The sequence below is a fragment of the Duganella alba genome (assembly GCF_009674495.1).
Lineage (GTDB): Bacteria > Pseudomonadota > Gammaproteobacteria > Burkholderiales > Burkholderiaceae_D > Rugamonas > Rugamonas alba.
Genome location: NZ_WKJN01000044.1, coordinates 1 through 13939, shown reverse-complemented (window position 1 = coordinate 13939; position 13939 = coordinate 1). Strand labels below are relative to the sequence as shown.

Below are 13939 nucleotides of genomic sequence, written 5' to 3'. Positions count from 1 at the left end.
ATGAACGGCGCACAGCTCCTGCCAGTGTTTGTTGTCGGCCTGGCCGGCAGCATTCACTGCGTCGGCATGTGCGGCGGCATCGTCACCGCGATGTCGGCAACGGCACGGCCGCCGCCGAATACCGTCATCCCCATCGTGGCCGCGCGCGCCGATGCGCTGTCCCACGTCCTCGCCTACAACGCCGGCCGCATCGGCAGCTACATGATCGCCGGCGCGCTGGCCGGCGGCCTGGCCGGCGGTGCGCGCAACCTCGCCGCCGTGGCCGGCGTGCAAATGAGCTTCTACTGGCTGGCCAACCTGATGCTGGTGGCGCTCGGCCTGTACCTGATGAACGCCTGGCGCGGCCTGGCCGTGCTGGAGCAGGGCGGCCGCGTGCTGTGGCAGCGTGCCCAGCCCGTCATCGGCCCCGCCATGAAAACCCTGATGCCCGCCGACACCGCCCCCAAATCCTTCGCCCTCGGCGCGCTGTGGGGCTGGCTGCCCTGCGGCATGGTGTACAGCGTGCTGACCACCGCGTTGTTGAGCGGTTCGGCCGCCGACGGCGCCGCGCTGATGCTGGCTTTCGGCCTCGGCACGCTGCCGATGCTGACCGGCCTTGGCCTGCTTGGCGCGCGGCTGCAAAAAGCCATGCAGCGCCGTCCGGTGCGCATCGCCTGCGGCCTGCTGGTGCTGGCGTTCGGCGTGATCGGGCTTGCCCGCGCAGCGGGTGGCGTCACGCCCGAATGGATGGAAATGTTATGCCTCACACCACACCCTTGAACGACCCGGCCCTGGCCACCTGCTACCACTGCGGCCAGCCGCTGCCGGACGTGGTCGACCACGCCGCCTGGACGGTGGCGATCGCCGGCGTCTCGCACACCATGTGCTGCCCCGGCTGCGCGGCGGTGGCGCAGACCATCGTCGACCTGGGCCAGGAAAGCTACTACCGCGACCGCACCGCCTACGCCGCCAGCGCCGACGGCGCGCAACAGCTACCGCCGGAACTGCAACTGTACGACAACGCCGATCCACGCTTCGCGCTCGATGAGGACAGCCGCGAATCCACCTTCACCGTCGAAGGCATCCGCTGCGCCGCCTGCGTGTGGCTGATCGAGCAGCGGCTGGCGCGCCTGCCCGGCGTCGACAGCGCGCAGCTCAACGTCGCCACTGAAAAACTCTATGTGCGCTGGCGCAGCGACGCCTGCAAGCCGGGCGACATCCTCGGCGCGCTGCACACCATCGGCTACGCCGCCTACCCCTACGACGCCGGCCGTCACGCCGACCAGCAGCAGCGCGCCGCCAAGACGCTGGGCCGCCAGCTGTTCGTCGCCGGCCTGTCGATGATGCAGGTGATGATGTACGTCGCCCCATCCTATCTCGCGCACGACGACGGTACGCTGGACGACAGCATGGCGTCGTTGATGCGCTGGGCCAGCCTGCTGCTGACCTTACCCGCCATCTGCTATTCGGCGCTGCCGTTCTGGCGCGGCGCCTGGTCCAGCCTGCGCGCGCGCGCACTGGGCATGGACGTGCCGGTGGCGCTGGGCATCGCCGCCGCTTTCGGCGCCAGCGTGATCGCCACCTTCAGCGGCAAGGGCGAGGTGTGGTTCGACTCGGTCACCATGTTCATCTTCCTGCTGCTGTGCAGCCGCTACCTGGAGCTGCGCGCACGGCGCAAGGCCGGCGCCGCGCTGGAACGCTTGCAGCATGCGTTGCCGGCATCGGCCTCGCTGCTGGAAAATTATCCGGCCAGCCGCGCCGCCACCATCGTGCGCGCGGCGGCGCTGGCTGTGGATAACATCATCGTTATCAAGCCCGGCGAAGCGGTGGCCGCCGACAGCATCATCATCGAAGGCCGCACCTCGCTCGACCTGTCGCTGCTCAGCGGCGAAAGCGCACCGGTGCCGAAGAATGCCGGCGACGCCATTCCCGGCGGCGCCATCAACGCCGGCGGCATGGTGATCGCGCGCGTGACCCGCAAGGCGCAGGACAGCACCTTGTCCGACCTGGTCAAACTGATCAACCGCGCCGGCGGCGAGAAGCCGCGCATCTCGCTGTGGGCCGACCGCGTGGCCGCGTGGTTCGTGGCCGGATTGCTGCTGTTTGCGCTGGCCGCCTTCGGCTTCTGGTTCTGGCACGACGGCGGCATCGCGCGCGCGTGGCCGATTGCGATCGCGGTGCTGGTGGTGTCCTGCCCGTGCGCGCTATCGCTGGCAACGCCAACCGCGCTGGCCGCCGCCACCGACAATCTGCTGCGCCAGGGCGTGCTGGTGACCGGTCCGCAGACATTGGAAACCCTGCATCGCACCACCCACGTGGTGCTGGATAAAACCGGCACGCTGACCTGGGGCCGTCCGGTGCTGCAAGGGATACAGGAACTGGGCGCGATGCGCGCCGACTTCTGCCTGCAGGTGGCGGCCGCGCTGGAAGCCGGTAGCGCCCATCCGCTGGCGCGCGCCATCACCAACGCCGCCGACGAAGCAGGGCGGCAGAACTGGAGCGCCGGCATGTTGACCGAGACCGCCGGCTGCGGCCTGGAAGGCACGGTGCACAACCGCCGCTACCGACTGGGCAGCGCGCAGTTCGTGGCCGGCATCAGCGGCCTGCCGCCCGAGCGCATCGCAGCCGATGGCGTCACGCCGGTCTATCTCGGCGTCGAAGGCCAGTGGCTGGCCTGCCTGCAGCTGCATGACGGCCTGCGGCCCGACGCGCAGGAGACGGTCGATTACTTCCGCAGGGCCGGCAAGACGGTGGTGCTGGTCAGCGGCGACGATGACGTGCTGGCGCGCCGCGTCGGCGACCAGCTCGGTATCGAGACCACCGTCGGCGGCTACCTGCCGGCCGACAAACTGAATTTCGTGCAGCAGATGCAGCGGCGCGGCTGCGTGGTGGCGATGATCGGCGACGGCATCAACGACGCAGCCGTGCTGGGCGCGGCCGACGTTTCCTTCGCCATGGGCAGCGGCGCCGCGCTGGCACAGGCGCATGCCGACGCGGTGCTGCTCAACGGCCGCCTCGGCGCCGTGGCGGACAGCGCGCGCGTGGCGGAACACACCATGCGCATCATCCGCCAGAATCTTGGCTGGGCCACCATCTACAACGTCACGGCGATTCCGGCGGCGGCGCTCGGCCTGCTCAATCCGTGGCTGTCCGGGGTCGGCATGGCGGTCAGTTCGGCGGTGGTGGTGCTCAACGCGCTGCGCCTGCGCAAGGGGCGCTGATGGAAGCCCTGTACCTGCTTATTCCGCTCAGCGTGGTGCTGGTGTTTGTCGCGCTGTGGATCTTTTTCCATGCCTCCGACGACGGCCAGTTCGACGACCTGGTCGGCCCAGCGCTGCGCATCCTGCAAGACGACGACAAGCCGCCCATTGATCACAAGTGATCCGGCGGATTTTGACTTATATCAAGGATTTTTAAGCTTCTCCTAAGTAACCTTTGACCTACATCATCAAAGTGTTCCGGGGAGAACTCAATTGGATCAACACTACAACTACAAGGTCGTCAAGCAATTCACGATTGCGACCGTAGTCTGGGGCGTCGTCGGCATGCTCGTCGGCGTCATCATTGCCGCGCAGCTTGCATGGCCGGCGCTGAATCTGGACATTCCATGGCTGACTTATGGCCGTCTGCGTCCGCTCCATACCAACGCGGTGATTTTTGCGTTCGGTATCTGCGGCCTGTTTGCAACTTCGTATTACGTTGTACAACGCACCTGCCAGGTGCGCTTATTTTCGGATAAATTGGCTGCCTTCACCTTCTGGGGCTGGCAGGCCGTGATTCTGAGCGCGGTCGTCACTTTGCCGATGGGCCTGACCCGCGGCAAGGAATACGCCGAACTGGAATGGCCGATTTCGATCCTGATCGCACTGGTGTGGGTGTCCTACGCCGTGGTCTTCTTCGGCACGCTGATCAAGCGCCGCGTCAAGCACATCTACGTGGCCAACTGGTTCTTCGCCGCCTACATCATCGCCGTGACCATTCTGCACGTGGTCAACAGCATGTCGATGCCGGCTTCGCTGTTCAAATCGTACTCGGTCTACGCCGGCGTGCAGGACGCGATGATCCAGTGGTGGTACGGCCATAACGCGGTGGGCTTCATCCTGACCGCCGGCTACCTGGGCATGGTCTACTACTTCATTCCGAAGCAGGCCGAACGCCCTGTGTACTCGTACCGCCTGTCGATCGTGCACTTCTGGGCGCTGATCTTCACCTACATGTGGGCCGGTCCGCACCACCTGCACTACACCGCCTTGCCGGACTGGACGCAATCGGTCGGCATGGTGTTCTCGCTGGTGCTGCTGGCGCCGAGCTGGGGCGGCATGATCAACGGCATGATGACGCTGTCGGGCGCCTGGCACAAGCTGCGCACCGACCCGATCCTGAAATTCATGATCGTCTCGCTGTCGTTCTACGGCATCGCCACCTTCGAAGGTCCGATGATGTCGATCAAGACCATCAACTCGCTGTCGCACTACACCGACTGGACCATCGCCCACGTACACGGCGGCGCGCTGGGCTGGGTGGGCTTCATCACCATGGGTTCGATCTACTACATCATCCCGCGCATCGCCGGCGACCAGAAGATGTATTCGACCAAGCTGATCGACCTGCACTTCTGGGTCGCCACCATCGGCGTGGTGCTGTACATCGCCGCGATGTGGATCGCCGGCGTGATGCAGGGCCTGATGTGGCGCGCGGTCAATCCGGACGGCACGCTGACCTACACCTTTGTCGAAGGCGTCAAGGCCACCTATCCGTACTACGTGGTGCGTGTCGCCGGCGGCGGCCTGTACCTGGCGGGCATGTGTGTGATGGCCTACAACACCTGGATGACCCTGCGTAACCGCGACACCGCCGTGGCAATTATCCCGGCCGTCAATCCGGCCCACGCCTGAACTCGGAGCACAGTATGAAATTTTCACATGAATGGATCGAGAAAAATCCCTGGCTGCTGATCGCGCTGGTGACGCTGGTGGTCAGCGTCGGCGGCGCCGTCGAAATCGTGCCGCTGTTCTTCCAGAAGTCGACCACGGAACCGGTGGCCGGCCTGAAACCGTACTCGCCGCTGCGCCTGGCGGGCCGCGACATCTACATCCGCGAAGGCTGCTACAACTGCCACTCGCAAATGGTGCGGCCGCTGCGCGCCGAGACCGAGCGCTATGGCCACTACTCGGTGGCCGGCGAATTCGTCTACGACCACCCGTTCCAGTGGGGTTCCAAGCGCACCGGTCCCGACCTGGCGCGCGTGGGCGGCCGCTACTCCGACGAATGGCACCGCGACCACCTGAACAATCCGCGTGACGTGGTGCCGGAATCGAATATGCCGAACTACCCCTGGCTGGCGAAGAACACGCTGGTGGCCAACGACATCCAGCCGAAAATGCGCGCGCTGCGCCGCACCGGCGTGCCGTACACCGACGCCGAGATCGCCGCCGCGCCGGAAGAGCTCAAGGACAAGACCGAACAAGACGCCCTGATCGCCTATCTGCAAGGCCTGGGCACCCTGATCAAAACGAGGAACTAGCATGGCTATCGAAACTTTGTTTGACCACGCCAGCAGCATCATGACGGTGATCTCGTTCATCACCTTTGGCGGCATCCTGTGGTGGGTGTATGTCCACCGCAAGGCCGACGACTTCGCTGCGGCGGCCCATCTGCCGTTTGACGACGAGGAGGCGCACCATGGCTGATTTTACCAATGGCTTCTGGGATATCTACATCGCCGCCCTGACCCTGCTGGGCATCATCGGCTGCGGCATCCTGCTGTATTCGCAATCGAAGGTGAAGGTCGCCAAGACCAGCGAAGGCAATGTCGATACCACCGGCCACGTGTGGGATGAGGACTTGACCGAACTGAACACGCCGATGCCGCGCTGGTGGATGTGGCTGTTCTACATCACCATCGTGTTCGCGCTGGCCTACCTGTTCCTGTACCCGGGCCTGGGCAGCTACGCCGGCAAGCTGGGCTGGAAATCCAGCGGCCAGTACCAGGTCGAACTGGAAAAGGCCGACGCCGAGTATGGTCCGCTGTTCGCCAAGTACCAGAAACAGGACCTGAGAACGGTGGCGGCCGATCCGCAAGCGCACGCCATCGGCGAGCGCCTGTTCCTGACCTACTGCGCACAGTGCCACGGTTCGGATGCGCGCGGCAACAAGGGCTTCCCCAACCTGACCGACAAGGACTGGCTGTTCGGCGGCGCGCCGGAAACCATCCAGCAAACCATCCTGCACGGCCGCGTTGGCGCCATGCCGCCGATGGGCGCCGCGGTGGGTGGCGACAAGGACGTGGAGGCGGTCGCCAACTACGTGCTGAGCCTGTCCGGTTCGACCCACGATCCGATCAAGGCCGTGTTCGGCAAAGAAAAGTTCGCCGCCTGCATGGCTTGCCACGGTCCCGACGCCAAGGGCAACCAGACGCTGGGCGCGCCTAACCTGACCGACAAGATCTGGCTGTTCGGCGGCAGCGTGGACACCATCAAGGAAACCATCAACAAGGGCCGTACCACCACCATGCCGGCGTTTGCCGACTTCCTCGGCGAAGCCAAGGTGCATGTGCTGGCCGCCTATGTATGGAGCCTGTCCAACGATCCGAACCAACCAGCGCCAGCAGACCCACCACCGATAGCAGCTGAAAAATGAACGCCCCCAAGGAACAAGTCATCAAGATGTACGCGGCGCGGGAAGAGATTTACCCGCGCGAGATCGACGGCCGTTATGCCCGTCTGCGCTGGCTGTTTGTCTGGCTGACGCAACTGGTGTTCTACTGCACGCCCTGGCTGCAGTGGAACGGCCGCCAGGCCCTGCTGTTCGACCTGGGCACGCGCAAGTTCTACATCTTTGGCTTGGTCCTTTGGCCGCAGGACTTCATTTACCTCGCGGTCCTGCTCATCATCTCTGCCTACCTGCTGTTCCTGGCGACAGCGATAGCAGGGCGGGTATGGTGCGGTTTCGCCTGCCCGCAAACGGTCTACACTGAAATCTTCCTGTGGATGGAACGCAAGATTGAAGGCAAGCGCAGCGCGCGTATCGCGCTCGACCGCCAGCCGGCGTCGCTGCGCAAGTTCGGCAAGAAGAGCGCCAAGCACGCGGCCTGGCTGCTGTTCGCGCTGTGGACCGGCTTTACCTTTGTCGGCTACTTCACGCCGATCCAGCACCTGCTGGGCGAAGTGGCCACCTTCGACTTCGGCCCGTGGGAATGGTTCTGGGTGCTGTTCTACGCCTTCGCCACCTACGGCAACGCCGGCTGGATGCGCGAACAGGTGTGCAAATACATGTGCCCATACGCCCGCTTCCAGAGCTCGATGTTCGACCGCGACACCCTGATCATCACCTACGACGCGCAACGCGGCGAACCGCGCGGCCCGCTGTCGAAAAACGGCAACGGCAACGGCGGCTCCTGCATCGACTGCTCGCTATGCGTGCAGGTGTGCCCGACCGGCATCGACATCCGCAACGGCCTGCAATACGAGTGCATCGGCTGCGCCGCCTGCGTCGACGCCTGCAACAATGTGATGGACAAGACCGGCCAGGCGCGCGGCCTGATCCGCTACAGCACCGAGCGCGCCATGGACGAGCACCTGACGCCGACCGAAATCCGCCGCCGCACCACGCGCACGCGCGTCAAGATCTACACCGCCGTGCTGGGCGTGATCGTGCTGGTCACCTGTAGCGCCCTGTACCTGCGCACGCCGCTCAAGCTCGACGTGATCCGCGACCGCGGCTCGATGGGCCGCGAGGTGGAGGACGGCATGATCGAAAACGTCTACCGCCTGCAGATCATGAACACGTCCGAGCAGGCCCACGTGTACCAGATCGCCGTCAGCGGCATCGACACGCTGGCGGTGGCCGACGCCGGCACGGTGCGGGTGGAAGCGACCGAAACGCGCTCGCATCCGATCCGCCTGCGGGTGGCGCATGGCGCCGGCCACACCGGCTCGAACAAGATCCAGGTCACCCTGACCGCAGTCGACGACCCGTCGCTGCATGTGAAAGAATCCGCGGTGTTTATCGTGCCGCACTAAGGAGAAACAGCATGTCCAACGCCATACTCAATATGCCTGTCACGCCGTGGTGGAAACAACGCTGGCCGTGGCTGCTGATGCTCGGCCCGGCCAGCGTGATGGTGGCCACCAGCTATACCGCCTGGCTGGCGATCAAGACGCCCGACGCGGTGGTGGTCGGCGATTACTATACGCAGGGCAAGGCCATCAACCAGGACTTGCGGCGCGACCGCGTGGCCGCGCAGCTGGGCTTGTCGATGACGCTGGGGTATGACGTCGCCAGCGGCGTGATGACCGGCCGCATCAACCGCCAGGACACCGGCCCGCTGATGCTGCACCTGTCGCACGCCACGCAGCCGGAGAAGGATATCAAGCTGATGCTGGTGCCGGACGCCGAGGGCCATTTCAGCACGCGTTTGCCGATGCTGGAACGCAGCCGCTGGGTGGTGCTGGTGGAAGGACAAAAACGTGAATGGCGCCTCGCGGGCGCCTGGGTGTGGCCGGCCAACCGCAGCATCAAGCTGCTGCCGGACTAAGGTGGTTTAACCGCAGGTCTCGGTGCCTGCGGTGATGGCCTTGAGCATGCGCGGATCGAGCAATTCGATTTCGCGGTTGCTGACGCGCAGCAGGCCTTCCTTCTTGAACTTCGACAGCAGACGGCTGATGCTCTCGATGGTCAGGCCCAGGTAGTTGCCGATCTCTTCGCGCGACATGCGCAGCTGGAAGGTGTTCGGCGAATAGCCACGCGCTTCGTAGCGCGACGACAGGTTGACCAGGAAGGCGGCAAAGCGCTGGGTCGCCTGCATATTCCCCAGCAACAGCATCACGCTCTGCTCGCGCGTGATCTCCTGGCTCATCATGCGGTGGAAATGCCGCAACAAGGTCGGCATCTCGCCCAGCAGCGATTGCAGCGTGGCGAACGGAATCTCGCACACCTCGCTGTCTTCCAGCGCCACGGCGGTGCAATGGTGTTCGTCGGCGCTGATGGCGTCCATGCCCAGCAGCTCGCCGGCCATCTGGAAGCCGGTGATCTGCTCCGCGCCCTCGCGGTTGACCTGGTAGGTCTTGAAATGGCCGAGGCGGATCGCGTACAGGTTCTGGAACGGATCGCCGATGCGGAACAGCGTCGAGCCGCGCGCCACCTTGCGGCGGCGGCCGATAATCTGGTCCAGGCGCTCCATATCGTTGTTATCCAGCCCCATGGGCAGGCACAGCTGGTGCATGCTGCATGACGCGCAGCTTGCCTTCAGCACCTCTATCGTCGCGCCGGGGATCACCAGCGAAGGAAGTTCTCGTATCATGCAGCTAGTGTAGCTCATCGGACTTGATTTAGGCCGCTATTCCGCAGTCATCCGATCAGGTATTCGCGCGCGGGAAAATATTTTGTTAGGCTAGCGGGATGACCCTGCCCAAGCCTCCCACCCTCGACCAGCACTTGTGTTTCTTAATTTACAACACATCGCTGAAAATGACCCAGACCTACAAGCCGCTGCTAAGCGCGCTCAACCTCACCTATCCGCAGTACCTGGTGATGGTGGTGTTGTGGGAGCAGGACGGCCTCGGCGTCAAGGACGTGGCCGAACGGCTGCAGCAGGATTCCGGTTCGGTGACGCCGGTGGTCAAGCGGCTCGAGGCGGAAGGCTACCTTTCCCGCGACCGCGATCCACGCGACGAACGCAACCGCGTGCTGACGCTGACCGCCGCCGGCCAGGCGCTGCGCGCCGCCGCGCTCAAGGTCAGCCAGGACTTCGCCGCCGAATGCCGGATCGGCCACGACGAGGTGGGCACGCTGATGGCCACCCTCGGCAAACTGAACCGCAATCTCACCGATTGAAAAAATAAATCGAAATTAGCTTGCGCACTATTTTTTAGTGCGCTATATTTCATCTCAACGGAACGCGCTTTACCTGAAGCGCGTTTTTAAAACCGCAATACTTAGCGCACTAATCATTAGCACATAACCTTGAGAGGATTTATCATGAAACGCACTGTCATCGCCGCCGCCCTGCTCGCCGCCACCGCCTTCGCCAACGCCGCCGCTCCCGCCAGCGACACCACCATCGTGCTGGTGCACGGCGCCTTCGCCGACGGTTCCAGCTGGAGCAAAGTGATCCCGATCCTGGAAGCCAAGGGCTACAAAGTGGTCGCCGTGCAAAATCCGTTGAGCTCGCTGGCCGACGACGTCGCCGCCACCCAGCGCGTGGTCGATGCGCAGACCGGTAAAGTAGTGCTGGTCGGCCACTCGTGGGGCGGCACCGTGATCACCCAGGCCGGCACCAGCGACAAGATCAAGGCGCTGGTCTACGTGGCCGCGTTCGCGCCTTCCGAAGGGGAAGCCACCGCCAACCTGGGCAAGGACTACGCCGTGCCACCTGGCATCGCCACCTTGAAAGCCGACGCCGGCGGCTACCTGTGGCTGCCGACTGAATCGGTGGCGCAGAACTTCGCGCCGGACGTCACCCCGGCCGAGAAAAAACTGATCGCCGCCACCCAGGGTCCGATCGCCGCCAAAGCCTTCGGCGACACCACCACCGTGGCCGCATGGAAAAACAAAGCCAACTACTACATCGTCGCCAGCAAGGACCGCATGATCGCGCCGGAACTGGAGCAGGCCTTCGCCAAGAAACTCAACGCCACCGTGACCACGCTGCCGACCAGCCACGTGCCGATGGTGTCGCAGCCGGCCAAGGTGGCGGAAGTGATCATCGCCGCAGCGCAGCGTTAATCTGGTTTCACACAAAACCACAGCAGGCGTGCGTTCGGTACGCCTGCTTTTTTTTGTTTCTTGCCAACGTTAGTCTTTGATAGGAGAATCGCTTCAGCCCCCGCATACAGCAAGGATGATATGAAGCCTATCGGCATCAAGGCTAAAGTCGCGCTCGCTACCAGCATCACCTCGGTCCTGATGATCGGCCTGGTGACGCTGGTGCAAACCCAACGCATGCAGGAAGACTACACCCGGGTGCTGTTCACGCAGCAGGCCGCGCTGGTCAGCCGCACCGCGCAGGAGCTGGACGACAAGCTGACCATGCTGCTGGATATCATCGCGCTATCCGCCCGCAACCAGCCGCCCGCGCTGGCCGGCTCCACCGAACAGCTGCGCGACTACTACCAGAACCGCGCCGTGCTGGCCCTGTTCGACGACCTGCTGGTGCTGAACGCCGAGGGCAAGGTGATTTCCGATCTGCCGCTGGTGCCGGGCCGGGTCGGCATCGACGCCTCCGACCGCGCCTATTTCAAGACCGTGATGCGCACCCGCAAGCCGATGATCACCGAACCCATCATCGGCCGCGCCAACAAGCAGCCGGTGGTGCAGATGGTGGCGCCGGTGCTCAACGCCAAGGGCGAAGTGGTGTGCGTGCTGATCGGTGTGCTGCGGCTGTACAAGGACAATCTGCTGGGCCACCTGCGCTCGGCCAAGGTCGGCAACACCGGCTATTACTTCGCCGTCACGCGCGGCGAGACGCCGGTCTACGTGCTGCATCCCGACATCACCCGCCTGCTGAAACCGCGCGCCGCCAACGCCAATCCGGCCACCACGCGCGCGCTGGAAGAGGGCTTCGAAGGCACGGTGATGGGCACCAGCGACGGCCAGCCCACCCTGAACAGTTTCAAGCAGCTGAAGTCGGTCGATTGGCTGCTGGCCACCTCGCTGCCGGCCAAGGAAGCGTTCGAGCCCTTCGACGGCGTGCTCAACCGGGTGCTGATCTGGAGCGGCGTGGCGGCGGTGCTGACCGCGCTGCTGATCAGCATGCTGACCCTGCGCCTGCTGGCGCCGCTGGCGCGGCTGCGCAACGCCATCGTCGCGCTGCGCGCCGATCCCGACCGCTTCACGCCGCTGCCGGTGCATGCGCGCGACGAAATCGGCCAACTGACCTCCGCCTTCAACGACCTGATGCACGAGCGGCTGGCGGCCGACGCGCGCCTGCAAAGCCTGGTCGAGTTCGCGCCGAACACCATCGTCGTGGTCGGCGTCGACGGCCGCATCGAGACGTTCAACCGCGAAGGCGAACGCTGCTTCGGCTACGAGCGCGACGAGGTGCTCGGCCAGCCGCTGGAGATCCTGGTGCCGGAACGGCTGCGCAAGCAGCACGTGGTCCACCGCAACCGCTTCTTTGCCGACCGCCTGAGCGCGGAGCCGGTGCGCATGGGCAATGGCGCCGCCACCTACGGCCGCCGCCGCGACGGCAGCGAGTTCCCGGTCGAGGTCAACCTGAGCGCGGTGCGCACCGACCAGGGCACCAAGGTGCTGGCGGTGATTTCCGACATCACCGAACGCCACCGCCTGCAACAGGAAGTGGAAACCCGCGCGCTGGAGCTGGAGCGCGAACGCGACCGCGCGCAGGCCGCCAACCGCGCCAAGAGCGATTTCGTCGCCAACATGAGCCACGAGATCCGCACGCCGATGAACGCGGTGCTGGGCATGGTGTATTTGCTCGGCAACACGCAGCTGACGCCGCAGCAGCGCAAGTACCTCAACATGGTGCGGGTGTCGGGCCAGTCGCTGCTGGGCATCCTCAACGACGTGCTGGACTTCTCCAAGATCGAGGCGCGCAAGCTGGACCTGGCGCCGATCGATTTCGCGCTCGACGAGACCATGAACGCGCTGGCCACCATGATGACCATGAACGCCGGCGACAAGGAGCTGGAACTGGCGATCAGCGTCGACGCGGCGATTCCCAACCGCCTGCGCGGCGACTCGATGCGGCTGCAGCAGATCCTGGTCAACCTGGCCGGCAACGCCATCAAGTTCACCGAACAGGGCGAGGTGGTGGTCAGCGTCCAGCTCAACGCGCGCGACGCCCACAGCGCGCTGCTGCGCTTCGAGGTGCGCGACACCGGCATGGGCATGACCGAGGACCAGCTGGCGCAGCTGTTCAACGCCTTCACCCAGGGCGACCAGAGCATCACCCGGCGCTTCGGCGGCACCGGCCTGGGTCTGGCCATCACCAAGCGCCTGATCGAGCTGATGGGCGGGCAGGTCGCCGTCAACAGCCGCCCGGGGCAGGGCTCGACCTTCTGGTTCAGCCTGCCGTTCGATATCCAGTCCGACCAGACCGACGAGCGCCGCAAGCCGGCGCTGGGCCAGTTGCGCCTGCTGGTGGCCGACGACAACCGCACCAGCCGCGAGCTGGTGGCGCGCCTGATCCGCGCCTGGGGCTGGCAGGCGGACGAGGTCGATTCGGGCGAAGCCGCGCTGCGCCGCTACCGCCAGAGCCTCGACCACCAGCAGCCCTACGACGTGGTGCTGGCCGACTGGCACATGCCCGGCATGGACGGGCTGGCCACGGCCAAGGGCATCCGCGCCGCCGCCAACGGCAGGCCGCAGCCGATCGTGGTGATGCTGAACGCCTTCGCCCGCGACCGCATCGAGGAAATCTCGCACGCGCCGGAGGCGGACGTGGTGCTGGTCAAGCCGATCACCAGTTCCAACCTGTTCGACGCGCTGCACCAGGCGCTGGCCACGCAGGGCGAGGCCGATCCGCAGGCGGTGGCCGAACACGGCATCGTCGGCACGCTGGCCGACATCCACTTCCTGCTGGTCGAGGACAACCTGCTGAACCAGGCGGTGGCGCGCGGCATCCTGGAACACGCCGGCGCCACGCTGGACATCGCCGGCGACGGCCGCCAGGCGGTCGACCTCATGCGCACCCGCGCCGCCGACTACGACATGGTGCTGATGGACATGCAGATGCCGGTGATGGACGGCTTCACCGCCACCCGCATCCTGCGCCAGGAACTCAAGCTGACGCTGCCGATCATCGCCATGACGGCCGGGGTGCTGGAATCCGAACGCGAGCGCAGCCGCGAGGCCGGCATCACCGATTTCATCCCCAAGCCGATCGAAGTGGACGAGATGCTGGACGTGCTGCGGCGCCAGCTGCCCAAGCCGGTCGCGCCAGCGCCGGTCGCCGCAGCGGCGGCGCCCGCGCCGACCGTGACGCCGCCGCCGGCCGAGG

At 65.2% G+C, this 13939-nt stretch carries 13 protein-coding genes; 12 read left to right on the top strand and 1 reads right to left on the bottom strand.

Annotated features, from left to right (window positions below; all coding sequences use genetic code 11):
- From GJ695_RS26965 to GJ695_RS26925, 9 genes are all read left to right on the top strand, one after another.
- Complete coding sequence (locus GJ695_RS26965; protein WP_154370200.1) at nucleotides 1–759, top strand: sulfite exporter TauE/SafE family protein; 759 nt, start codon at nucleotides 1–3, stop codon at nucleotides 757–759.
- The gene (locus GJ695_RS26960; protein WP_154370199.1) at nucleotides 738–3200 is read left to right on the top strand and encodes a heavy metal translocating P-type ATPase; all 2463 of its coding nucleotides are present in this window, start codon (nucleotides 738–740) and stop codon (nucleotides 3198–3200) included. Before GJ695_RS26965 ends, GJ695_RS26960 begins: the two co-directional genes overlap by 22 nt.
- Nucleotides 3200–3361 (top strand): cbb3-type cytochrome oxidase assembly protein CcoS, encoded by a 162-nt coding sequence (ccoS, locus tag GJ695_RS26955; RefSeq protein ID WP_154370198.1) that lies wholly within the window; start codon nucleotides 3200–3202, stop codon nucleotides 3359–3361. The genes GJ695_RS26960 and ccoS overlap by 1 nt, the downstream gene beginning before the upstream one ends.
- Before the next feature lie 91 nt (nucleotides 3362–3452).
- The gene (gene ccoN, locus GJ695_RS26950; RefSeq protein ID WP_154357359.1) at nucleotides 3453–4874 is read left to right on the top strand and encodes a cytochrome-c oxidase, cbb3-type subunit I; all 1422 of its coding nucleotides are present in this window, start codon (nucleotides 3453–3455) and stop codon (nucleotides 4872–4874) included.
- A 14-nt stretch (nucleotides 4875–4888) separates the two neighbouring features.
- Nucleotides 4889–5503, top strand: a complete 615-nt coding sequence (gene ccoO, locus GJ695_RS26945) for a cytochrome-c oxidase, cbb3-type subunit II (RefSeq protein ID WP_154357358.1) — start codon at nucleotides 4889–4891, stop codon at nucleotides 5501–5503.
- A gap of 1 nt (nucleotide 5504) precedes the next feature.
- Entirely contained in the window at nucleotides 5505–5669 is a 165-nt protein-coding gene (locus tag GJ695_RS26940) for a cbb3-type cytochrome oxidase subunit 3 (RefSeq protein ID WP_154357357.1), read from the top strand.
- Entirely contained in the window at nucleotides 5662–6618 is a 957-nt protein-coding gene (gene ccoP / locus GJ695_RS26935; protein ID WP_154357356.1) for a cytochrome-c oxidase, cbb3-type subunit III, read from the top strand. Before GJ695_RS26940 ends, ccoP begins: the two co-directional genes overlap by 8 nt.
- Nucleotides 6615–8000 (top strand): cytochrome c oxidase accessory protein CcoG, encoded by a 1386-nt coding sequence (ccoG, locus tag GJ695_RS26930; protein WP_154370197.1) that lies wholly within the window; start codon nucleotides 6615–6617, stop codon nucleotides 7998–8000. Before ccoP ends, ccoG begins: the two co-directional genes overlap by 4 nt.
- An 11-nt stretch (nucleotides 8001–8011) precedes the next feature.
- Nucleotides 8012–8515 carry a FixH family protein gene (locus tag GJ695_RS26925; RefSeq protein WP_154370196.1) on the top strand — a complete coding sequence of 168 codons (504 nt, stop codon included), beginning with the start codon at nucleotides 8012–8014 and terminating at the stop codon, nucleotides 8513–8515.
- A 6-nt stretch (nucleotides 8516–8521) separates the two neighbouring features.
- Here GJ695_RS26925 and fnr read toward each other — a convergent pair whose 3' ends face one another.
- A complete protein-coding gene (gene fnr, locus GJ695_RS26920) occupies nucleotides 8522–9280 on the bottom strand; it encodes a fumarate/nitrate reduction transcriptional regulator Fnr (RefSeq protein ID WP_154370195.1) in 759 nt (252 codons plus the stop codon).
- Between the two features lie 167 nt (nucleotides 9281–9447).
- Here fnr and GJ695_RS26915 point away from each other — a divergent pair, with 167 nt between their 5' ends.
- The 3 genes from GJ695_RS26915 to GJ695_RS26905 form a co-directional block, all read left to right on the top strand.
- Nucleotides 9448–9813 carry a MarR family winged helix-turn-helix transcriptional regulator gene (locus GJ695_RS26915; protein WP_229260668.1) on the top strand — a complete coding sequence of 122 codons (366 nt, stop codon included), beginning with the start codon at nucleotides 9448–9450 and terminating at the stop codon, nucleotides 9811–9813.
- A gap of 144 nt (nucleotides 9814–9957) precedes the next feature.
- Nucleotides 9958–10704, top strand: a complete 747-nt coding sequence (locus tag GJ695_RS26910) for an alpha/beta fold hydrolase (protein ID WP_154370193.1) — start codon at nucleotides 9958–9960, stop codon at nucleotides 10702–10704.
- Between the two features lie 120 nt (nucleotides 10705–10824).
- Nucleotides 10825–13939: response regulator (locus GJ695_RS26905; RefSeq protein WP_154370192.1), on the top strand; the 3115-nt coding region annotated here is incomplete at its 3' end.